Genomic DNA, 21,767 nt, shown 5'->3' with positions numbered 1-21,767 from the left:
AAGTGTCAAAAAGCCGGACTAACTGATCAGCGGTTGTGTGGAGATGGGCGGAAATAACGTTTCGTTGACGCTTAAGGCCGACGACACTCCCTGTGGGAGCGAGCTTGCTCGCGATGGCGTCGGATCAGTTGCATCGATATGGACTGACACACCGCTATCGCGAGCAAGCTCGCTCCCACAGGGGTTCGGTGTTGGGGCGGACAGGCGGTTTCCTTGATTGGCATCAACCTCACTTTCGGGACGGCGCGATAACCTCGAATAAACCATCGCCCCGCTGAAGAGGGCGACCGAGGAAGCTCATGATTTATCCGCTGTTTCTGACCTTGCACCTGTTTGCCGCTCTGGTTTTCATCGGCACGGTTTTCTTCGAAGTCCTGTTCCTGGAGAGCATCCGCAAGCAACTGCCCACCAAGGTCATGGTGCTGCTGGAGCAAGGCATCAGCCAACGCGCCCGGCAGTTGATGCCGTGGGTGCTGCTGGTGCTGTTCGGTGCGGGCATTGGCATGGTCTGGCTGCGCTATTGGCCGGTGCTCTCCTCACCGTTGCAGTCATCCTTCGGTTTGCTGCTGGGGTTGAAGATCCTGTTGGCGGGCAGTGTGCTGGGGCATTTTCTCTGGGCCATGTGGCTGTTCCGTAGCGGGCGCATGAACGCCCGCTATGTGCAGATCATCCATACCAGCGTGTTCCTGCATATGGTCGCGATCGTGCTGCTGGCCAAGGCCATGTTCTACGTCACCTGGTAAGCGCTGGCGCGTGGTTCCAAGGCGCTTGATACAGGTCAAGGTGCCCCGGCGGGTTACCCCGCAAACTGCTTCCGCACAGCCACTCGGAGATTGTCATGTTCGACCCGTTCCATAGCCTCGGTGAGCGACCTTCGGGTCGTGCGCCTGTGGTGGCTGATTTCGATTGTCCGGTCGGTACACGTAGATTCCACACAGGCATCGGCTCGCTCGACCTGCTTCGAGGGTTGCGCAGCAGCCGTCAAAAACGACGGCCCCTGTCCCTGGCAGTGCACCTGCCTTCGCGCTTGCGGCTGGCGTCGTGTTCGACCCTGGCCAGTGACTGCCGCTGCGGTGAGATCGAGGGTTATCTGCAACGCCTGACGTATGAGATGGGCTTGGTCGGTTGCCACCTGGGCACAGGGCGGCGCGTCGAGCAGTTCTGCCTGACCGGGGGCACACCGGTGATCGCTCATCTGCAGAAGCTGATGAGTGACCTGCGCAAGCGCTTCGACTTCAATGAATACGACGGCGGCGACCACAGCATCGAGGTGGACCTGCACCACACCGACTGGTCGACCATGGGCCTGATTCGTGACCAGGGTTTCACCCATGTCAGCATCGGGGTCCCCGACATTGGCGTCGACAGCGACCTGTCGGTCGATTGCTACCAGAATCCGGCACCGATCCATTCGTTGATCGATGCAGCGCGCACGTTTGGTTTTCGCTCCATCAACATTGACCTGGGCTACGGCCACGCCTGGCAGACGCCGAGCAGTTTCGCCCTGAAACTGGCGACGCTGATCGAACTGGAACCGGACCGCCTGCACGTTTTTGACTATGCCCGCGCGCCTTATCGTTACCGCTCGAAGAACGCCGGAGTGGCCGGCGACTTTTGCAGCCCGGCCGACAAGGACGCCATGCGGCGGATCTGCTGCGAGCAACTGATTGGCGCCGGTTATCACTACATCGGCCTGGGCCAGTTCGTCAGGGCCGACGATGACCTAGCGGTGGCCCAGGAGCACGGACGCCTGCATCGCAATTGCCAGGGTTTTACCCGTCACGGTTGCTGTGATCACGTGGGCTTCGGGTTGTCGGCCATCACGCAGATCGAGCATCTGTACGTACAGAACACCGACGACCTGCATCAATATTGCCAACAGCTGGACGCCGGGCAGTTGCCGGTCTATCGCGGCTGGCGCTGTGAAGCGCAGGATCAGGTCAAGGCCTGCGTGACCGAGCAGCTTTCCTGTGACCTGGAGCTGGATATCCCGGCCATCGAGGCACGCTTCGGCCTGGTGTTTCGCGAGCATTTCGCCTCTGTCTGGCCGTCGCTGGAAGCGTTGCATGACCAGGGATTGATCGAACTGTCGAGCCGGTTTATCGGCATCCTGCCCGCCGGGCGCTTGAACGTCGATGCGATCTGCAATCTGTTCGACCCAGGACTGGATGACGCAGGCCCACACCCTTTTGAAAAGTTGAACCCATCATGAATGCTGCATCCGGTTTCAATCGTGCCCTGGTGGAGAAATATGACCGCCCGGGGCCGCGCTACACCTCTTATCCAACGGCGCCGCAGTTCCACCAGGCCTTTGCCATGGACGAATACCAGCAGGCTGCCCAACGCAGCAACCAGGCGCCGCTGCCCAAGTCGCTGTCGGTGTACATCCATATCCCGTTCTGCCAGAGCCTTTGCTATTACTGCGCGTGCAACAAGATCATCACGCGCAAGACCCATCGCGCCGTCGAGTACCTGACCTATCTCAAGCGCGAAATAGCCCTGCAGGCGACCTTGTTCGATCGCTCGCGCAAACTGACTCAACTGCACCTGGGCGGGGGCACGCCGACTTACCTGACCCATGAGCAGCTGGCCGACCTGATGGACTGCCTGCACCAGTCGTTCGACATGGACGACAGCGACGCCCATGAGTTTTCCATCGAGGTCGATCCGCGGACCATCGACGCGCAACAGATCCAAGGCTTGCGCCAGCTGGGGTTCAACCGCCTGAGCTTTGGCGTCCAGGATTTCGATGCTCAGGTGCAGATCGCCGTCAATCGAGTGCAAAGCGAAGCCCAGGTCGTCGAGCTGGTGGAAGCCGCGCGCCTGGCGCGCTTCAAGTCGGTCAGCGTCGATCTCATCTATGGCCTGCCGTTGCAGACCATCGCCAGTTTCGATGTCACCTTGAGCAAGATCATCGCCCTGCGTCCGGACCGGATCGCAGCCTACAGCTACGCCCACCTGCCGCAACGGGTGCGGGCGCAACGGATGATCCGGCCCGAAGACATGCCGCCGCCAGAGCGCAAGTTGGAGTTGCTGGAACTGACCATCAATCGCCTGACTGAAGCTGGCTACGTCTACATCGGCATGGACCACTTTGCCTTGCCGGATGACGAACTGGTACGCGCCCGTGCCCAGGGCAGCCTGCAGCGCAATTTCCAGGGGTATTCCACCCACGCTGATTGCGACCTGATTGGCCTGGGGGTGTCGTCGATCGGCAAGGTGGGCGACAGCTACAACCAGAACGTCAAGGAGCTTTCCCAGTATTACGCGCGGTTGGATCAAGGTTTGCTGGCGGTGCAGCGTGGCTATCGGCTGAGCGACGATGACCGGCTGCGGCGCGAGGTCATCAGCGAACTGATGTGTCATGGGCGCATCGATTTTGGCCAGATCGAGAGCGCCCACGGCATTCGATTTACCGAGTACTTCGCCGATGCCCTGGACCGGCTCCAGGAGCTGGTGCGCGATGGGTTGCTGGACCTTCGCGACGACGAGCTGGTGTTGTTGCCCCAGGGGCAACTGATGATGCGCAACGTGGCCATGGCTTTCGACGCGTACCTGGGGGCGGACCAGACGGTTCAGTATTCGCGTACGGTCTGATAACCGCTCTTGTGGCGAGGGAGCTTGCTCCCGCTGGGCTGCGCTTGCAGGAGCTGTGTAGGAGCTGTCGAGTGCAACGAGGCTGCGATCTTTCCCCTGGCAATTGAGTCCCAAGCGAAAGATCAAGATCAAAAGATCGCAGGCTTCGCCAGCTCCTACAGGGTCCAGCGGGAGCAAGCTCCCTCGCCACAAGAGCGGTGAGCCAGGCTTTATCTTCCGGGCTGCAAAGCCCTTTTCAGAAACTCCGCCGTCCGGCTTTCCCGGCAGGCCGCGACTTCCTCCGGCGCCCCGCAGGCCACGACGTTCCCACCTTGGGAACCCGCGCCTGGGCCGATGTCGATGACCCAGTCACTCTGCGCCACAACGCGCATGTCATGTTCCACCACCACCACCGTATGACCTTCCTCCACCAGGCGATTCAACTGCACCAGCAAACGGTCCACGTCCTGGGGATGCAGCCCGTTGGTGGGCTCATCCAACACATACAACGTCGCCCCCCGGGCCTTGCGCTGCAGTTCCGTCGCCAGCTTGATCCGCTGGGCTTCGCCGCCGGACAGTTCCGTGGCCGGTTGGCCCAGGCGCAGGTAGCCCAACCCGATATCCTGCAGCACCTGCAATGAGCGCCTGGCCGCCGCTTGCTCGGCAAACACCTCGAGTGCCTGGTTCACGGTCAGTTGCAGCACCTGGGAAATGTCCAGGCCTTGCCAGCGAACCTCCAGCGTCTGCGGGTTGTAGCGCGCGCCATGGCAGGTGGGGCAGGGGGCGTACACGCTGGGCATGAACAACAATTCCACGCTGACGAAACCTTCACCTTCGCAGGTCTCGCACCGGCCCTTGGCGACGTTGAAGGAAAACCGTCCGGCATCGAATCCCAATGCTTGCGCCTGGTCTGTCGCGGCGAACAGTTTGCGCACGTGATCGAACAACCCGGTGTAGGTGGCGAGGTTGGAGCGCGGGGTGCGGCCGATGGGTTTCTGGTCCACTTGCACCAGCCGCTTGACCGCGTCGAGTCCGGCGGTGACGCGCCCTGCGCTGGTTTGCACGGGTTCGTCTTCCAGGCTTTGCTCATCAGGTTCGGCGTTGGGGCTGGCCTGGCCCAGGTGGGCGCCGACCAGATCCAGCAGGGCCTGGCTGACGAGGCTGGATTTGCCTGAGCCGGAGATGCCGGTCACAGCGGTGAAGCAACCCAAGGGGAAGGCCGCGCTCAGGTTGTCGAGGTTGTTGCGGGTGATGCCTTCCAGGCGCAGCCAATCCCTGGGTGTCCGAGGGCTGCGTACCGCAACGTGTTCCTCATCAAAGAGGTACGCGCGGGTGCGTGATTCCGGCACTTGGCCAAGGCCTGCCGGCGGACCGCTGTAGAGGACTTTCCCGCCTTGTTCGCCAGCGTCCGGGCCGACGTCGATGAGCCAGTCGGCGCGGCGCATGGTATCGAGGTCGTGTTCGACCACAAACACCGAGTTGCCCGCAGCCTTGAGGCGTTGCAGGGCGCCAAACAGCGCCTCGCTGTCGGCCGGGTGCAGGCCGGCGGAGGGTTCGTCCAGCACGTAGATCACCCCGAACAGCTGGGAATTGAGTTGTGTCGCCAGGCGCAGGCGTTGCAGTTCGCCGGACGAAAGCGTCGGCGTGCTGCGTTCCAGGGCAAGGTAGCCCAGGCCCAGGTCGATCAAGGTAACGATCCGTTCCAGCAGCTCGGCGGCGATGCGTTGGGCGGCCAGGCGTTTCTCCAGGGAGAGGTTGGGGGTGTGGCGCGCGTCGGGCCCACCCGCGTGGGGGTTGTCACCCCTGGCGGCGCGTTGCTCGCGGGCCTCTCGGGTTTGCTGGTGGCTGAGGACGTCTCCCGTTGCTTCGGCCTGTTCCAGGTAATCAGGCGCCAGGACGCCCTTGAGCACGTCGGCCAGCTCAAGCAACGGCAGGTGCGACAGCTCGGCAATGTCCAGGCCGGCAAAGGTCACGGTCAACGCCTGGCGTTTGAGGCGCTTGCCCTCGCACACCGGGCAGGGGCTGGCGCGCATGTATTGCGCCACGCGTTTGCGCATCTGCGCGCTTTGCGAGTGCATGAAGGTGTGCAGCAGGTAGCGTCGAGCGCCGCTGAACGTGCCCTGGTAGCTCGGTTCGAGCTTGCGCTTGAGGGCGGCGCGGGTCTGGGCCGGGGTGAGCCCGGCGTATACGGGAACGGTGGGGGTTTCTTCGGTGAAGAGAATCCAGTCCCGCTGCTTCTTCGGCAGGTCGCGCCAGGGGATGTCGACGTCATAGCCCAGGGTCACCAGGATGTCCCGCAGGTTCTGGCCCTGCCAAGCCATGGGCCAGGCGGCCACGGCGCGCTCGCGGATGGTCAGCGACGGGTCCGGCACCATGGACGCTTCGGTCACCTCATAGACCCGGCCCAGGCCATGGCATTGCTGGCAGGCGCCCTGTGGCGTGTTCGGCGAGAAGTCTTCGGCATAGAGCATCGGCTGGTCGGCCGGGTAGCTGCCAGCGCGGGAGTAGAGCATGCGAATCAGGCTCGACAGGGTGGTGACGCTGCCCACCGACGAACGTGCGCTGGGGGTGCCGCGCTGTTGTTGCAAGGCAACTGCCGGCGGCAGGCCCTCGATGCTGTCCACGTCCGGCACGCCCACTTGGTCGATCAGCCGACGTGCATAAGGTGCAACGGACTCGAAATAACGACGCTGGGCTTCGGCGTAGAGCGTGGAGAAGGCCAGCGACGACTTGCCCGAGCCCGACACGCCGGTAAACACCACCAGGGCATCGCGGGGGATGTCCACGTCGACATTCTTGAGGTTGTGTTCGCGGGCGCCACGCACCCGGACGAAACCGGTGCCTTGCGGCAAGTCTGCGGTTGAAGCGGGGGCGGAGCGTGGGGGCATCGGGCATTCCTTCTGTACGTCGGTGCAACGCTTGGAGACGTTATGGCAATGGGAAAGTGGACTGGATCACAGCGCCGACAATTATGCGACCGAGTTCAACCGTTCGCGTGCGATAAAAATTTACTCCGGGCGCAAGAGATGAGAAAAGCTCTGCAGATTTTTCCCATGGATTCGGACGCCTCATGCCTCGATCGAAGTTGTTCTCCACACTGTTTGTCGCGCTGCTGGCCGGTGCCGCGCTCTGGTACATCTGGATGATTGCCAGCGCCAAGCTGGAGTTGGGCGGCAACAGTCCTGACGAGCAAACAGTCGGTGAAGTGAAGGACACCCAGTTGCGGGCGATGGCCTCGTATTGCACGGGCGTGACGGTGACGCCACAGGGAACCTGGCTGGTGGCGCGCCTGGAGAGGGAGGCCCGAGAGCTCGACCCGTCCGTTGACGTGTTGGACCTGGATGCGCTGGTCTATGGCCAGCCGAAGCAGCCCAATGAAGCGGAAGAGTCTGGAGCCTTTGCCGGTTTGTTTTCTCATGGTGACAAGGAAACCACCTTCATTTCCCGCCTGGATGCCCACGGGCAATTTCAGCTCGTGGCACATGTCAGCGGCGCTGCTTGTCTGGTGGCCAGCCCCGACGGCACCAGTGTGTTCCTGCTCACGGGCCTTCGTCGGCCTGAAACGGCGAATACCCAGGAGCCCGATCAGACCGTGGTCTTTCGCAGCGATGATCAAGGCCAGCGCTGGACCTGGTTGACCAAGGGCTGGTTTCCCGAGGCCGAATCGTTGGCCTGGAGCTTGGCTCCCTATTTCCACGGTTCGAATGAAGTCTGGGCCGCAGGCACGCCGGACGCGGTGGATGAAGACAGTGGTGAAGAGAAGCCGACTGCCGTTTCCACCGGCGTCTTCTACTCGGCTGATCGGGGGGCGAACAGCGCGCCGATAATGGCGCCCGAGTCGCTGCTGGTGCCCGCCCAATACGCCCACGGCAAACGCCCTGACATCACTGATTGGGGCACGAATGTAGATGAGCATGGGGAAATCCAGACCAATGTCCTGCAGCTGGATGCGCAGACGGCCTTTATCTGGGTGTCCCAACGCTTCTGGGGCGCCCATCCGGATGGCGTCAGCGACAATATCGCGATCAATGTCACGACACGGGCCCGGTTGCAAGCCAAGGCCGGGCAATGGCAGGTAGTGGACGTACAGCGTGACGACAACCTGTTTGTGAGCAAGCTGATACAGAACGACGCCGGGCGGGTGATTGGGCTGATTGACCAAGGTGACCGCGGGCGAGATGTTGTCGCCGAACTGGACACCGCCGCGCTGACCTGGAAGACCATGGGTGACCTGCCCAGTGTGTTTGCACCCCTGGCAGCGCAGACCCAGGTGCGTGGCGACAATCTCTGGCTGGGCCAGAACACCCTGCTGATCAACACCACCAGCGAGCACCATCCACCGCGCTGGCTCTACTGGTGGTCGGACGCGAACATCTCCGCCGATGGGGTGTTCTATTCCAAGGATTGGGGACGCTCCTGGCAGCGCCTCGCCATTGACGGTTACCTCGGCATTCTCGGCTTTCAATCGGCGCAGGACCGGGTGTTCTGGGCCAATGGCAATTGGTACGACAATAATGACGGCCGTATCTATTCCTATGGGTTGCGCTGAGTACCAACGGTGAACATGGCACAAAAGTGGGCACGGTCCTGTGGCGAGGGAGCAAGCTCCCTCGCCACAAGAGCGGTTTGGCGCTGTGCCAATAAGGTCGATGCGCACGGTCGCCGTCACCAGCAACATCCACGACCTTGATATGGAACACCTTTGGGGCAAGGCTTAAGTTTTTCCCAAGTTGATTTCAATCAAGGGCCGAAGAAGGGGCCGGCCCCTACCATGATCGCCAAGATCCTGTCTTTAAGCCCTGGCGTCCATGACCCCTCCCTTTGTAATGCTGCACCTATCCCGCTTCTGGCTCCGTGGGTTGTTCGTTTTCCTGCTGTTGTTCACAGGCCTGGCCCAGGCCAAGGACTACGGTGACGTCCCGCAACAACGCATCCAGCATGTCCTGAAACAGACCGACTCGATCTCCGAGCCCGAAGGGCGGTTCAAGGTGCGCACGCTGTCCGCTGCCGGCAAGGTCGTGGGCTATGTGTTCCAGAGCCTGGACGTGGTGGACATTCCCGCCTATTCAGGCAAGCCGATCAACGTCCAGGTCATTCTCGATCCGGCCGGTGTGATTCTCGATGCCTATGTGCTCGAACACCATGAGCCGATCCTGCTGATCGGCATCGCCGAAGAAAAACTCCACGCGTTCAGCGCGCGCTACAGCGGCATCAAGGTCAACCAACGGGTGGTAGTGGGGCATTCCAGCGATCCGAATGCCGTGACCGTGGATGCCATCGCCGGGGCCACCGTGACGGCGATGGTGGTCAACGAAGTCATCATGCGTGCCGCCCACGATGTCGCGGTGTCCCTGGGCCTGGTCAAGGGCGATGCGGGGTTGGCCGTGGCGCCGGCGCGTGTGCGCGAGGACATCTACGAGCCCGCCGACTGGAAGACCCTGACCGGCAACGGCGCTGTCCGCCGTCTACTCCTGACCCGTGGCCAGGTCGACGCTTCCTTCAAAGGCACTGAGGCCGAACAGGTCGAGACCGCCAGCGGCGAGCAGGTGAACGACACCTTCATCGACCTCTATGCCACCCACCTCAACCCGCCCACCATCGGTCGCAACCTGCTGGGTGAGGCGCAATACCGCACACTGATGGCCGAGCTCAAGCCGGGCGAGCAGGCCATCGCGGTGATGGGCAGCGGTCGTTATTCCTTCAAGGGTTCGGGATACGTGCGTGGCGGCATCTTCGACCGGGTGCAACTGCGTCAGTCCGGCGACACCATCAGCTTTCGCGACTTGGATTTTCAGCGCCTGAATGATGTGGCCCTCGACGACATGCCGGACTTCGATGAAATGGCGATTTTCATCATCCGTGCCTCCCACCGTTTCGACCCTGGCTCACCCTGGACCCTGGAACTGCTGGTGCGCCGCCAGACCGGACCGGTCAGCGGCACCTTCAGCAGTTTCGAGTTGGCCTATCAACTGCCCGAACCTTACCTGGAACGGCCATTGCCCACCGCCGAGCAACTGGCGGCCGCCGAAGAAGCCAGCCGGCCGATGTGGCTGACGCTCTGGTACCAGAAAAGTGTCGAAATCAGCGTGCTTGGCGTAGCCCTGCTGGTGCTGACGGCGATCCTGTTTTTCCAGGATTCACTGGCCCGGCGGCCGAGGCTGTTGCATTGGCTGCGCCGCGGCTACCTGGTCTTCACAGTAGTGTTTCTCGGCGGCTACGCGCTGGCGCAGTTATCCGTGGTCAACGTGCTGACCTTCGTCCACGCCTTGTTCGAAGGCTTTCGCTGGGAGCTGTTCCTCACCGATCCGCTGATCTTCATTCTCTGGGTGTTCACCGCCGGCAGCATCCTGCTGTGGGGGCGTGGGGTGTTCTGCGGCTGGCTGTGTCCGTTCGGCGCGTTGCAGGAGTTGATCAACGAACTGGCGCGCAAGCTCAAGGTGCCCCAATACGAGTTGCCGTTCGCCGTGCATGAGCGGCTGTGGGCGATCAAGTACATCATTTTGCTGGTGCTGTTCGGCGTTTCGCTGGAGTCGATGGCCACCGCTGAACGGCTGGCCGAAGTGGAACCCTTCAAGACCGCCATCACCCTCAGGTTCGACCGCCAGTGGTGGTTCGTGGCCTACGCAGTGGGACTGCTGGTGATCAATATCTTTACCCGCAAAGTCTATTGCCGCTACGTCTGCCCGCTGGGCGCGGCCCTGGCGATGCCGACCCGGCTGCGGCTGTTCGACTGGCTCAAGCGCCGCAAGGAATGTGGCAACCCCTGCCAACTGTGCGCCAAGGAATGCGAGATCCAGGCGATTCATCCCGATGGCCGGATCAATGCCAACGAATGCCATTACTGCCTCGACTGCCAGATGACCTGGCACAACGAAAACAAATGCCCCCCGCTGATCAACAAGCGCAAGAAGCGCGGCAAGGCGACCGTGACCGATGCGCAACTGATTCCCGTGGTGCAGGTGACCCCGGCGCCTTGAGGCACCCCAATGACCTGTCCCTTGACCGTTTAATTCTTCATGGAGCACACAGCATGAGCGATAAGAAAAACCAGACCCCAGGCGCGGTGGAAGAACCCAGGGGTGTCAGCCGGCGCACTTTTCTCGGCACCGGCGCGGTAACCGGTGCCGTACTGGCCGGTGCGACGGCGCTGGGGGCCGGGACGTTCACCCGTGAGTCCTGGGCCGCGGCGGCCAAGGAGGCCAAGTCCAAGATCCACGTCGGGCCCGGGGAACTCGACGAATACTACGGTTTCTGGAGCGGCGGCCACCAAGGCGAGGTACGGGTGCTGGGCGTACCGTCGATGCGTGAGCTGATGCGCATCCCGGTGTTCAACGTCGATTCGGCCACCGGTTGGGGCCTGACCAACGAAAGCAAGCGCATCCTGGGCGACAGCGCCAAGTACCAGAACGGCGATTGCCACCACCCGCACATCTCCATGACCGACGGCAAGTACGACGGCAAATACCTGTTCATCAACGACAAGGCCAACTCCCGGGTCGCGCGCATTCGCCTGGACATCATGAAGTGCGACAAGATGCTCACGGTGCCCAACGTGCAAGCCATCCACGGCCTGCGCCTGCAAAAGGTGCCGTACACCAAGTACGTGTTCGCCAACGCTGAGTTCGTGATCCCGCACCCCAACGACGGCCATACCTTCGACCTGCAGGACAAGAACAGCTTCACGATGTTCAACGCCATCGATGCCGAAAAAATGGAAATGGCCTTCCAGGTGATCGTCGACGGCAACCTGGACAACACCGATGCCGACTACACCGGCAAATACGCCGCGAGCACCTGCTACAACTCCGAAAAGGCCTACGACCTGGGCGGCATGATGCGCAACGAGCGCGACTGGGTGGTGGTGTACAACATTCCGCGCATCGAGGCAGCGATCAAGGCCGGCAAGTTCATCACCCTGGACGGTTCCAAGGTGCCGGTGGTCGATGGCCGCAAAATCGATGGCAAGGACTCCGAATTCACCCGCTACATTCCCGTGCCGAAGAACCCCCATGGGCTCAACACCTCGTCGGACGGCAAATACTTCATCGCCAACGGCAAGCTGTCGCCTACGGTCTCGATGATTGCCATCGACCGCCTGGACGATTTGTTCGCCGACCGCTTCAAGGACCCACGCGAAGTGATCGTCGCCGAGCCGGAACTGGGGCTTGGACCGCTGCACACCACGTTCGACGGGCGCGGCAATGCCTATACCACCTTGTTCATCGACAGCCAGGTGGTGAAGTGGAACATGGACGAGGCCATCCGCGCCTACAAGGGCGAGAAGGTCAACTACATCAAGCAGAAACTCGACGTCCAGTACCAGCCCGGCCACAACCATGCGTCCCTGACCGAAACCAGCGAGGCGGACGGCAAGTGGCTGGTGGTGTTGTGCAAATTCTCCAAGGACCGCTTCCTGCCCACCGGCCCATTGCACCCGGAAAACGATCAACTGATCGACATTTCCGGTGAAGAAATGAAGCTGGTGCACGACGGCCCGGCCTTCGCCGAACCCCATGACTGCATTCTCGCCCGGCGCGACCAGATCAAGACCCAGAAAATCTGGAGCCGCAACGACCCGTTTTTCGCCGACACCGTGACCCGGGCGAAGAAGGACGGCATCAACCTGGAAACCGACAACAAGGTCATCCGCGACGGCAACAAGGTGCGGGTGTACATGACCTCGATGGCGCCGGCCTATGGCTTGACGGAGTTCACCGTCAAGCAAGGCAACGAGGTGACGGTGACCATCACCAACATCGACCAGATCGAAGACGTGTCCCACGGTTTTGTCATGACCAACCACGGCGCCAGCATGGAGATCAGCCCGCAACAGACCTCGTCGATCACCTTCACCGCCGACAAGGCCGGTTTGCATTGGTACTACTGCAGCTGGTTCTGCCACGCCCTGCACATGGAAATGGTCGGGCGCATGCTGGTTGAAAAAGCCTGAGTCATTCACTAGGGAGACAGGCGCAATGACCGCGAATACGCAGCATCCAAACGTTCGTCGACCGGTCATTGCCCTGTTGTTCTGCCTGCTGTCGGGCGGCGCGTTCGGCGCGCCGCAGCCGATCACTAATTTGCCTTTGCAGGCCGAGGGCGACCAGCAATGGCGCCTGCCTGCGGGCCAGTACCGGGGCTCGTTCAGCATCGACCAGCCCATGACCCTCACCTGTGCGCCGCAGGCGATATTCCAGGGCCAGGGCGAGGGCAATGGCCTGATCATTCGCGCCCCGAACGTGCGGATCCAGGGCTGTACCTTCCTGGACTGGGGCCACGACCTGACGGCCATGAACGCGGCCGTGTTCATCCAACCGGTTGCTCAAGGGGCGGTGGTGCGTGGCAACCGGATGCAGGGCCAGGGCTTCGGTATCTGGGTCGATGGCACGCGGGACGTCAGCCTGATCGACAACCGCATCCAGGGCGACCCCAGCCTGCGCTCCCAGGACCGTGGCAATGGCATTCATTTGTATGCCGTACACGGCGCCCGGGTCATCGGTAATCAGGTACGCGAAACCCGCGACGGCATCTACATCGACACCTCCAATGGCAACCTGCTCCAGGGCAATGTCCTGGAGGACCTGCGCTACGGCGTGCATTACATGTTCGCCAACGATAACCGCTTGCTGGATAACGTCACCCGGCGTACCCGCACCGGTTATGCCTTGATGCAAAGCCGCCAGTTGACGGTCATCGGCAATCGCTCCGAACAGGATCAGAACTACGGGATCCTGATGAACTACATCACCTATTCCACACTGCGCGACAACTTCGTCACCGACGTGCGCGACGGGTCCACCGGCGACACCATGATCACCGGCGCCGAGGGCAAGGCCCTGTTCATCTACAACTCGTTGTTCAACCGCATCGAAGGCAACCATTTCGAGCGCAGCGCCGTGGGTATCCACCTGACGGCCGGCTCGGAGGATAACCGCATCGCCGGTAATGCCTTCGTCCACAACCAGCGCCAGGTCAAGTATGTGGCCACGCGGTTGCAAGAATGGTCGGCGGACGGCCGCGGCAATTACTGGAGCGACTACCTGGGCTGGGATCGCAACGGCGATGGCCTGGGCGATGTCGCCTATGAACCCAACGACAACGTCGATCGCCTGCTGTGGCTGTATCCCCAGGTGCGCTTGTTGATGAACAGCCCGGGGATCGAACTGCTGCGTTGGGTGCAGCGAGCCTTCCCGGTGATGAAATCCCCCGGGGTGATGGACAGTCATCCGCTGATGGAAACGCCTGTCCAACCCCCGCCACGCAACAGTGCCCAGGAGGACGCGTCTTGAACGTCGTCGAGATCGAAGGGGTCAGCCAGTACTATGGCGATGTCGCCGTGCTGCGCGGGCTGGACTTGAACCTGGCCCAGGGCGAAGTGCTCGGCCTGTTCGGGCATAACGGTGCGGGCAAGACCACCACCATGAAACTGATCCTCGGTTTGCTGCGGGCCAGCGAGGGGCAGGTACGTGTCTTCGGCCGCGCGCCCAGCGACCCGAGCGTGCGGCAGATGCTCGGTTATCTGCCCGAGAACGTGATGTTTTATCCGCAATTGAGCGGGCTGGAAACCTTGCGCCATTTTGCCCGGCTCAAAGGCGCTGCGCCGGAGCAAGTGCAGCGCTTGCTGGAAGAGGTCGGGCTGGCGGGTGCCGCGACACGGCGCGTGAAGACGTATTCCAAGGGCATGCGCCAGCGTCTCGGTCTGGCCCAGGCGCTGCTCGGCCAACCGCGCCTGTTATTGCTGGATGAACCGACCGTGGGCCTGGACCCCATCGCCACCCAGGACCTCTATCAGTTGCTCGACCGCCTGCGTTGGCAGGGCACCAGCATCATTCTCTGCTCTCACGTCTTGCCTGGCGTGGAAGCTCACATCAACCGCGCCGCGATTCTCACCCGCGGGCGCCTGTTGGCCCTGGGCAGCCTGGCCCGGCTGCGCGAGGACGCCGGGCTGCCGACGCTGATCCGCGCCTCGGGCCTGTCGCGGGCCGACTGGCTTCGCCAGCATTGGCGCAGTGAAGGGCACGCCACCCAGGGCTGGGGCGCCGAAGGGGTGCAGGTGTCCGCGCCGGATGGCAGCAAACTTAAATTGCTGCGCCAGCTGCTGGCCCAGGATGACCCGTCGGATGTCGAGATCAAGCCGCCGTCGCTGGAGGATTTGTACCGTCATTACATGGTCCGTGCGGCGGCCGAGGAGACGCGCCTATGAATCCGGTCTGGAACATGGCCCGCAAGGAATTCAGCGATGGCCTGCGCAATCGCTGGTTGTTGGCGATCAGCCTGTTGTTCGCGGTGCTGGCGATCGGCATCGCCTGGCTCGGCGCGGCGGCGTCCGGTCAACTGGGGTTCACCTCGGTACCCGCCACGGTGGCGAGCCTGTCCAGCCTGGCGACCTTCCTGATGCCCTTGATTGCCTTGCTGCTGGCCTATGACGCGATTGTCGGCGAGGACGAAAGCGGCACCTTGTTGCTGTTACTGACCTACCCGTTGGGCCGCGGCCAATTGCTGCTGGGCAAGTTTGTCGGGCACGGCTTGATCCTGGCCCTGGCCACCTTCATCGGTTTTGGCTGCGCGATGCTTGCCATCGCCCTGTTGGTGGACGATGTCCAGTTGAGCCTGCTGCTCTGGGCCTTCGGTCGGTTCATGGTGTCCAGCACGCTGCTGGGCTGGGTGTTCCTCGGGTTGGCCTATGTGCTGAGCAGCCTGTCGGCGGAGAAATCCACCGCCGCCGGATTGGCGCTGGGGGTTTGGTTTTTCTTCGTGCTGGTGTTCGACCTGGCCTTGCTGGCGTTGCTGGTGCTGAGCGAAGGGCGCTTCAGCCCGGAACTGTTGCCATGGCTGTTGCTGTTCAACCCAACGGATGTGTATCGGCTGATCAACCTGTCCGGGTTCGATGCGGCGTCCAGCGGCGCCGCGGTGCTGACTTTGGGCAGCGACCTGCCGGTGTCGGCGCGGTTGCTCTGGCTGTGCCTGGGCCTGTGGATGGCGGTGCCGTTGTGGTTGGCTTATCGGTTGTTCAATCGCCGATGCCCATGAATTTCTAAATTTGATCAAGGAGCATGTAACGATGAACAGGGTGTACTTCAAGGTGGGCCGCCTCTTGGCCGGATTAACGATGTGCTTGGCGCTGGCGGCTTGCGACAAGGCCGAGCCACCTGCGGCCAGCGAGGCGGCGCTGGGGTTCCATTCCAGTGACGAGTGCCATGTGTGTGGCATGGTCATCAATGACTTCCCCGGGCCCAAGGGCGCGGCGGTCGGGGCAGGGGGTGTGAAGAAATTCTGCTCGCCGGCGGAGATGCTGGGCTGGTGGTTGCAGCCGGAAAACCATCGGGCCGACGTCAAGCTGTATGTCCACGACATGGGCCGCAGCCATTGGGACACGCCGGATGACGCCCACCTGATCGACGCCCGCACCGCCTACTTCGTCATTGGCAGCGGGCTCAAAGGTGCCATGGGCGTGGTACTGGCCTCGTTCTCCGACCCCCAGGCGGCACAAAAACTCGCCAGCGACACCGGCGGCCGGGTGCTGCGCCTGGAAGACATCGACCAGAAACTGCTGGGGCAGGCGACTGCCATGGCGCCGATGAGTCACTGATACCTGGCAATCTTACTTGTATGCCGAACCGCCTTTGTGGCGAGGGAGCAAGCTCCCTCGCCACGTTGTGCATCAATCTCATCCCATGGAAGCGTCCACCCGCTACCCAAGTAGCATTCGTGGACTCGACGCAGCTTCGTACACTCAGGGTTCCTATCACGCACCCGGCGGAGGCGAAGATGCAGCAGGCCCAGAGCGAAGGTGTGGTGAGCGCCATGTCCCAGGCGACGGACGTCCAGCAGGTGGCCCAGGAGTTGGCGCGGCAGTTGTTGCACCCGCACCTGGGCTTCGTGCTGTTTTTCTGTTCCGCCGAATACGACCTGCCGGCCCTGGGCCAGGCCCTGTCCCAGAGTTTCGGCGGGATTCGCCTGGTGGGCTGTACCAGCGCCGGTGAAATCACCGCCCAGGGCTATGGTCGCAACTGTGTGACGGCGGTGGGTTTCGATCATCGGCACTTCTCCATTGCCGCCGAGCTGATCGGTGAAATGGAGCGCTTCAGCCTGATCGACGCCCAGCAAATGGTCGAGCGCCTGGCGAGCGGCTGTCGCAGTAACGCCTTGGCACCGATCAAGGGTCACAGTTTCGCCTTGACCTTGCTCGATGGCCTGTCCAGCCGCGAGGAAATGGTGCTGGCGGCCTTGAGCGCCGCGCTGGGGGACATCCCGCATTTCGGCGGTTCGGCCGGCGACGACAACTACCTGACCCACACCCACGTGTACTTCGAAGGTCAGTTCCACAGCGGCGCGGCCGTGGTGGTACTGATCAACACCTGGTTGGAATTCGAAGTCTTCACCACCCATCACATCCTGCCCCGGGAGGAAAAACTGGTGGTGACCGGCGCCGACAGCGCCTCGCGACGGGTCTACGAGCTCAACGCCGAACCCGCCGCCGAAGAATACGCCCGGCACATCGGCGTGCCGGTGAGCGCCCTCGACTACCGGGTCTTCGCCGCCCATCCCTTGGCGGTGCGCATCAACGACCAGTACTACGTGCGGGCGATCCAGCAGGTGCACCCGGACCTGAGCCTGAGTTTCTACTGTGCGGTGGAAAACGGCATCGTTCTCACCGCCATGACCCCCGGGCCCTTGCTGCACAACCTGCAAACGCTGTTCGACGGTTTGCAGGCACGCCTCGGTGACTTGCTGCTGACCATCGGCTGCGATTGCTTTCTCCGGCGCCTGGAGCTGGAAGATCGCGGCGGCCTGGAGCAGATCGGCCAGTTCCTGCGCGAACAACGGGTGATGGGGTTCAACACCTATGGAGAACAGTTCAATGGCATGCACATCAACCAGACGTTCACCGGAGTTGCCATTGCCCGCCATCGCGTCCCCGGCCATCGTTGAGCTGCAGGCCCAGCTCGCTGCCCTGCAGCATGAAAATCGCAAATTGCGGCGCATCAACGAGGCGCTGATCGAACGGGTGGAGTCCGGCGTAACCCGGGGCAACGACCCGTATGCGGCGTTCCAGCATTCGGTGGTGCTGGCCGAGCAGGTACGCGAGCGCACTGACGCGCTGAACCAGGCCATGGCTGAACTCAAGGCCGGCAATCACTTGCTGGGCGAGGCGCGGCTGCGGGCAGAAACCGCCCACCGGCACCTGATCGACGCCATCGAAAGCATCTCCGATGCGTTTGTGCTGTTCGACGAGCAGCAACGCATCGTCCTGTTCAACAGCCGCTTCAAGGCTTTCTGGGCCAACAGCCGGGTGCGCATCATTGCCGGCATGCGCCTCTCCGAGGTCAAGCGCTTGATGACCGCCAACGGGTTGTTCAGCGAAGAGCCCCGGGGCCAGGCCGACGAACACGTGCTGTATCGCTTGCAGAACGGGCGCTGGCTGCAAGTCAGCGAGCGGCCGACCCAGGAGGGCGGCCGGGTCATCCTGTTTACCGACATCACCGACGTCAAGCTCAGCGAAACCGTGCGTCGCGAGCAGGCCATCGCGCAGAAATCCCACCTGTTGCAGCGGGCGGTGGACAACCTGTCCCAGGGCGTGGCGATGGTCAACGCCCAAGGCGTGCTGGAGTTGTGGAACCGGCGCTTCCTCGAACTCAGCGGCCTGGCCCCGGTAGCGGCGCACCGGCCATTCAACGAAGTGATTGCCGACAGTGAATTGCAACTGCTGACCCCGGCCAGTCGCGACAGCAACGGCCGGCTGATCCACGAATCCGAGCAGCGCCTGTCCGATGGCCGGGTCCTGGAGATCCGTACGCATCCGTTGCCCACCGGCGGTTACGTCAACACCTTCACCGACATCACCGAACGCTACCAGCACGCCGAGGCGCTGAGTGAAAGCGAGCGCTGGATCCGCCTGATCACCGACCATGTGCCGGCATTGATCGCCTACCTCAACGCCGACCTGGTCTACGAATTCACCAACAAGGTCTACGAGCAATGGTATTGCTGGCCCCGTGGCGTGATGCTCGGCCAGAGCCTGCGCGAAGCCCACAGCGAGCAGCATTACCAGCGCCTGGAGGCCTACGTGGCGCGGGCGTTGGCGGGTGAGAGCGTCACCTTCGAATTCGCCGAGACCAACATCAACAACCAGGAGCGCTACATGCTGCGCTCCTATGTGCCCAACCGCTTGGCCAACGGCGAAGTGGTGGGGATTTTCGTGCTGATCCGCGACATCACCGAACGCCGGCGTACCGCCGAAGCGCTGCACCAGGCCTACCAGAACCTGGAACAACGCGTGCAGGAACGCACGGCGGAACTGACCACCCTCAACGACCAGTTGCTGCGCGAGATCGATGAGCGCAGCCGGGTGGAGTTGCGCCTGCGGGAGGCCAAGCGCGAGGCCGAGCAGGCCAACCTGTCGAAGACCAAGTTTCTCGCAGCGGTCAGCCATGACCTGCTGCAACCGCTCAACGCCGCCCGGCTGTTCACCAGTGCTTTGCTGGAGCGCCGCGAGCCGGTCGCCAACGCGCAACTGGTGCGCAACGTTAGCAATTCACTGCAGGACGTCGAGAACCTGCTGGGCACCCTGGTGGACATCTCCAAGCTCGACGCCGGGGTGATCAAGGCCGATGTCGCGCCGTTTGGCCTCAGCGAGTTGCTCGACAACCTGGCCGCCGAATATGCCCAGGTCGCCCGCAGCGAAGGGCTAGAGCTGCACTTTGTCGGCTGTTCGGTGCTGGTGCGCAGCGACATGCAATTGCTCGCGCGCATCCTGCGCAACCTGCTGAGCAACGCCATTCGCTATACCCCCAACGGCCGGGTGGTGCTGGGTTGCCGCCGACATCGCCAGCGCGTGTCGATCCAGGTCTGGGACAGCGGCATCGGCATTGCCGAAAACCGCCTGGAGGAAATATTCCAGGAGTTCAAGCGCGGCGACGTGCAGCGCCCGAACCAGGACCGTGGGTTGGGCCTGGGCCTGGCGATTGTCGAGAAAATCGCCGGGATCCTCGGGCACCGGATCCAGGTGCGCTCCTGGCCGGGCAAGGGCTCGATGTTCTCTATCGACGTGCCCTTGAGCGCCACCGCGCCCAAGCCGCTGCCGTGCCTGGACATGAGCGAGCCGATGCTCGAACGCCTGCGTGGGGCGCGGGTCTGGGTGCTGGATAACGATGCGGCGATCTGTGCCGGCATGCGTACGTTGCTGGAGGGCTGGGGTTGCCAGGTAGTCACCGCGTTGTCGGAACAGGACCTGGCCCGCCAGGTGGACAACTACCACGCCGAGGCCGACTTGCTGATCGCCGATTATCACCTGGACCACGATCAGAACGGCGTCGATGCGGTGGCCAGGATCAACGCCCGCCGTGCCTCACCGATCCCGGCCATGATGATCACCGCCAACTACAGCAACGAACTCAAGCAGCAGATCCGCGAACGCGGGCACACCCTGATGCATAAGCCGGTGCGGCCGATGAAGCTGAAGATTGCGATGAGTCATCTGTTGGGCCAGGCCCAGAGCCATTGAGCCGAATGGCTTTTGTGGCAAGGGAGCTTGCTCCCGCTGGCGCTGCAGGAGCTGTGTAGGAGCTGTGTAGGAGCTGTCGAGTGCAACGAGGCTGCGATCTTGTCCCAGACAGTTGAGTCTCAAGCGAAAGATCAAGATCAAGATCAAGATCAAAAGATCGCAGGCTTCGCCAGCTCCTACAGAGCCCAGCGGGAGCAACCGCCCTCGCCACAGGGACATGTGTCAACGCCGCAAATAAGCCCCGAAATCAATATCCCCGGCACTGAGGATCGCCTGCACCCGGTTGTGCACGTTGAGTTTGCGCAGGATCGCCGAGACGTGGGCCTTGACCGTGGTTTCGGCGATGTCCAGGGTGTAGGCGATCTGTTTGTTCGATTCGCCCTTGGTCATGCGTTCGAGCACCAGCAATTGCTTGCGGGTCAAGGCCTGGAGCAGTTCCGGCGGGAAGCTCGGGTTTTCGTTCAGGCGCCGGCCCATCGGGCTTTTTTGCGTGCGAATGATGTCGGGCGGCAGGTACACGTTGCCGTTGAGGATCTGCTCGATGGCGTCGGTCATCTGCGAGCGTGGCGAGGATTTGGTGATGAAACCCACCGCACCATAGGTGATGGCTTGCAGCACCACCTGCTTGTCCTGCTCGGCGGAGACAATCACCACGGGGATGGTCGGCGCCTCGTTGCGCAGGTTGATCAGGCCATTGAGCCCGTGCATGCCGGGCATGTTCAGGTCCAGCAGGATCAGGTCCAGGTCGTCGTGCTCGGCTGTCAAGGCCAGGGCACTGTCCAGGTCGGCGGTCTCCATGACCTCGCTGCCAGGAAAGCCGTCGCTGATGACGTTGTGGATGGCTTCGCGAAACAGTGGGTGATCGTCGGCTATCAGGATTTTATACATGGCCATTCACCTCGTTATTGTCGTGTGGGGCAGGGCAGTTGCACGCGTTTCTTAGCAAAGTCAGGGGAAGGGTTCGGGCCGGGCCGCTTGCAGGGGCAGGTTGGCCGCCTCCCAGGCATCGAGGCCATCGCGATACCAGTACACTTGCTTATAGCCCATGGCGGCGGCGCGTTTTACCGCGTTCCAGCTCAACCAGCAATCGGCGCGGCAATAAAAGACCAGCGGTAGATCCAGCCGCCCGCCGGTGGCCGTGCGCAGGTGATGGCTGAAGTAGTCCTGCCAGGTCGGGTCGAGCTCGCCGTCACCGGTATTGGCCAGCCACAGGCTGCCGGGGAGGTTGGCGTGGGGTTCGTTGTCGATGAAACGTCCTTGGAGCCACGGCCGACGATAAACGTCGATCAGCACCGGAGGCTGGGCTTGACCGAGCAGACGTTGCAGGGCCTGGGTGTCGAGGGTCTGGGCGCCGTCGACGGTGGCGGGCGTCGGGCTGCGGTATTGGGCGATGCGATAGCCCTGCGCTGAAAACAGCGCGGTCTCGGCCTGCGCGACATTCAGCGCCAGGCCCAGCAGGAGGATCGCCAGCAAACGGGGCATAGGATTTATCCTTTTTGTTATGCGCCCATTACATGCCAGGGTCGAGGTCTTGTGAATGCGACCATAGACACGAAAACCAGTACTAAAGTAGTAATTTTGGCCATGGGCCCTGCACAGAACCCTTGTGGAGAAACTTCTGGGAGCGAGCTTGCTCGCGATAGCGGCGGATCACTCAGCAATGATGTTGACTGATACACCGCTATCG

Annotated in this window: 15 protein-coding genes; 12 read left to right on the top strand and 3 right to left on the bottom strand. The window is 62.3% G+C overall.

The genetic code is table 11. The features are described 5' to 3' along the window. The first annotated feature begins 299 nt into the window (after nt 1–299). From LQ215_RS09100 to hemN, 3 genes are all read left to right on the top strand, one after another. Nucleotides 300–743 carry a CopD family copper resistance protein gene (locus LQ215_RS09100; RefSeq protein ID WP_230149046.1) on the top strand — a complete coding sequence of 148 codons (444 nt, stop codon included), beginning with the start codon at nt 300–302 and terminating at the stop codon, nt 741–743. 95 nt (nt 744–838) lie between these two features. Continuing rightward, entirely contained in the window at nt 839–2,212 is a 1,374-nt protein-coding gene (locus LQ215_RS09095) for a coproporphyrinogen III oxidase (RefSeq protein ID WP_230149044.1), read from the top strand. Continuing rightward, nucleotides 2,209–3,597, top strand: coding sequence for an oxygen-independent coproporphyrinogen III oxidase (hemN, locus tag LQ215_RS09090; RefSeq protein WP_230149042.1), 1,389 nt, complete (start codon nt 2,209–2,211; stop codon nt 3,595–3,597). The genes LQ215_RS09095 and hemN overlap by 4 nt, the downstream gene beginning before the upstream one ends. A gap of 209 nt (nt 3,598–3,806) precedes the next feature. On the opposite strand, the gene LQ215_RS09085 is transcribed toward hemN, so the two are convergent. Then, nucleotides 3,807–6,464, bottom strand: coding sequence for an excinuclease ABC subunit UvrA (locus tag LQ215_RS09085; RefSeq protein ID WP_230149040.1), 2,658 nt, complete (start codon nt 6,462–6,464; stop codon nt 3,807–3,809). Between the two features lie 182 nt (nt 6,465–6,646). Here LQ215_RS09085 and LQ215_RS09080 point away from each other — a divergent pair, with 182 nt between their 5' ends. From LQ215_RS09080 to nahK, 9 genes are all read left to right on the top strand, one after another. Next, on the top strand, nt 6,647–8,125 hold the full coding sequence (locus LQ215_RS09080; RefSeq protein WP_230149038.1) for a hypothetical protein: 1,479 nt from the start codon (nt 6,647–6,649) through the stop codon (nt 8,123–8,125). Between the two features lie 277 nt (nt 8,126–8,402). After that, nucleotides 8,403–10,553, top strand: a complete 2,151-nt coding sequence (nosR, locus tag LQ215_RS09075; protein WP_230149036.1) for a transcriptional regulator NosR — start codon at nt 8,403–8,405, stop codon at nt 10,551–10,553. A gap of 53 nt (nt 10,554–10,606) precedes the next feature. Continuing rightward, nucleotides 10,607–12,526, top strand: coding sequence for a TAT-dependent nitrous-oxide reductase (gene nosZ, locus LQ215_RS09070; protein WP_230149034.1), 1,920 nt, complete (start codon nt 10,607–10,609; stop codon nt 12,524–12,526). Between the two features lie 25 nt (nt 12,527–12,551). Continuing rightward, nucleotides 12,552–13,865, top strand: coding sequence for a nitrous oxide reductase family maturation protein NosD (locus LQ215_RS09065; RefSeq protein WP_230149032.1), 1,314 nt, complete (start codon nt 12,552–12,554; stop codon nt 13,863–13,865). Continuing rightward, entirely contained in the window at nt 13,862–14,779 is a 918-nt protein-coding gene (locus LQ215_RS09060) for an ABC transporter ATP-binding protein (protein ID WP_063321461.1), read from the top strand. The genes LQ215_RS09065 and LQ215_RS09060 overlap by 4 nt, the downstream gene beginning before the upstream one ends. Beyond that, entirely contained in the window at nt 14,776–15,606 is an 831-nt protein-coding gene (locus LQ215_RS09055; RefSeq protein WP_230149031.1) for an ABC transporter permease, read from the top strand. Before LQ215_RS09060 ends, LQ215_RS09055 begins: the two co-directional genes overlap by 4 nt. Before the next feature lie 31 nt (nt 15,607–15,637). After that, a complete protein-coding gene (locus LQ215_RS09050; protein WP_230149029.1) occupies nt 15,638–16,165 on the top strand; it encodes a nitrous oxide reductase accessory protein NosL in 528 nt (175 codons plus the stop codon). A 179-nt stretch (nt 16,166–16,344) separates the two neighbouring features. Then, nucleotides 16,345–17,508, top strand: coding sequence for a nitric oxide-sensing protein NosP (nosP, locus tag LQ215_RS09045; RefSeq protein WP_230149027.1), 1,164 nt, complete (start codon nt 16,345–16,347; stop codon nt 17,506–17,508). Then, entirely contained in the window at nt 17,438–20,080 is a 2,643-nt protein-coding gene (gene nahK, locus LQ215_RS09040; RefSeq protein WP_230149018.1) for a hybrid sensor histidine kinase/response regulator NahK/ErcS', read from the top strand. The genes nosP and nahK overlap by 71 nt, the downstream gene beginning before the upstream one ends. A 222-nt stretch (nt 20,081–20,302) precedes the next feature. Here nahK and LQ215_RS09035 read toward each other — a convergent pair whose 3' ends face one another. Together LQ215_RS09035 and LQ215_RS09030 are read right to left on the bottom strand one after the other, a co-directional pair. Continuing rightward, the gene (locus LQ215_RS09035) at nt 20,303–20,968 is read right to left on the bottom strand and encodes a response regulator transcription factor (protein WP_014338437.1); all 666 of its coding nucleotides are present in this window, start codon (nt 20,966–20,968) and stop codon (nt 20,303–20,305) included. Between the two features lie 60 nt (nt 20,969–21,028). Continuing rightward, nucleotides 21,029–21,562: a PQQ-dependent catabolism-associated CXXCW motif protein gene (locus LQ215_RS09030; protein ID WP_230149016.1), complete on the bottom strand. Its 534-nt coding sequence runs from the start codon at nt 21,560–21,562 to the stop codon at nt 21,029–21,031. Between the last annotated feature and the right edge of the window lie 205 nt (nt 21,563–21,767).

It is taken from the genome of Pseudomonas brassicacearum (genome assembly GCF_918698105.1).
GTDB lineage: Bacteria > Pseudomonadota > Gammaproteobacteria > Pseudomonadales > Pseudomonadaceae > Aquipseudomonas > Aquipseudomonas brassicacearum_F.
The sequence above is the reverse complement of the archived record's forward strand: the minus strand, read 5'-3'. Positions and strand labels throughout refer to the sequence as shown.

What these genes read in the sequence shown, in the direction of transcription:
- LQ215_RS09100 (WP_230149046.1), top strand. Translation starts at nt 300, where the DNA reads ATGATTTATCCGCTGTTTCTGACCTTGCACCTGTTTGCCGCTCTGGTT.
- LQ215_RS09095 (WP_230149044.1), top strand. Translation starts at nt 839, where the DNA reads ATGTTCGACCCGTTCCATAGCCTCGGTGAGCGACCTTCGGGTCGTGCG.
- hemN (WP_230149042.1), top strand. Translation starts at nt 2,209, where the DNA reads ATGAATGCTGCATCCGGTTTCAATCGTGCCCTGGTGGAGAAATATGAC.
- LQ215_RS09085 (WP_230149040.1), bottom strand. Translation starts at nt 6,464, where the DNA reads ATGCCCCCACGCTCCGCCCCCGCTTCAACCGCAGACTTGCCGCAAGGC.
- LQ215_RS09080 (WP_230149038.1), top strand. Translation starts at nt 6,647, where the DNA reads ATGCCTCGATCGAAGTTGTTCTCCACACTGTTTGTCGCGCTGCTGGCC.
- nosR (WP_230149036.1), top strand. Translation starts at nt 8,403, where the DNA reads ATGCTGCACCTATCCCGCTTCTGGCTCCGTGGGTTGTTCGTTTTCCTG.
- nosZ (WP_230149034.1), top strand. Translation starts at nt 10,607, where the DNA reads ATGAGCGATAAGAAAAACCAGACCCCAGGCGCGGTGGAAGAACCCAGG.
- LQ215_RS09065 (WP_230149032.1), top strand. Translation starts at nt 12,552, where the DNA reads ATGACCGCGAATACGCAGCATCCAAACGTTCGTCGACCGGTCATTGCC.
- LQ215_RS09055 (WP_230149031.1), top strand. Translation starts at nt 14,776, where the DNA reads ATGAATCCGGTCTGGAACATGGCCCGCAAGGAATTCAGCGATGGCCTG.
- LQ215_RS09050 (WP_230149029.1), top strand. Translation starts at nt 15,638, where the DNA reads ATGAACAGGGTGTACTTCAAGGTGGGCCGCCTCTTGGCCGGATTAACG.
- nosP (WP_230149027.1), top strand. Translation starts at nt 16,345, where the DNA reads ATGCAGCAGGCCCAGAGCGAAGGTGTGGTGAGCGCCATGTCCCAGGCG.
- nahK (WP_230149018.1), top strand. Translation starts at nt 17,438, where the DNA reads ATGGCATGCACATCAACCAGACGTTCACCGGAGTTGCCATTGCCCGCC.
- LQ215_RS09035 (WP_014338437.1), bottom strand. Translation starts at nt 20,968, where the DNA reads ATGTATAAAATCCTGATAGCCGACGATCACCCACTGTTTCGCGAAGCC.
- LQ215_RS09030 (WP_230149016.1), bottom strand. Translation starts at nt 21,562, where the DNA reads ATGCCCCGTTTGCTGGCGATCCTCCTGCTGGGCCTGGCGCTGAATGTC.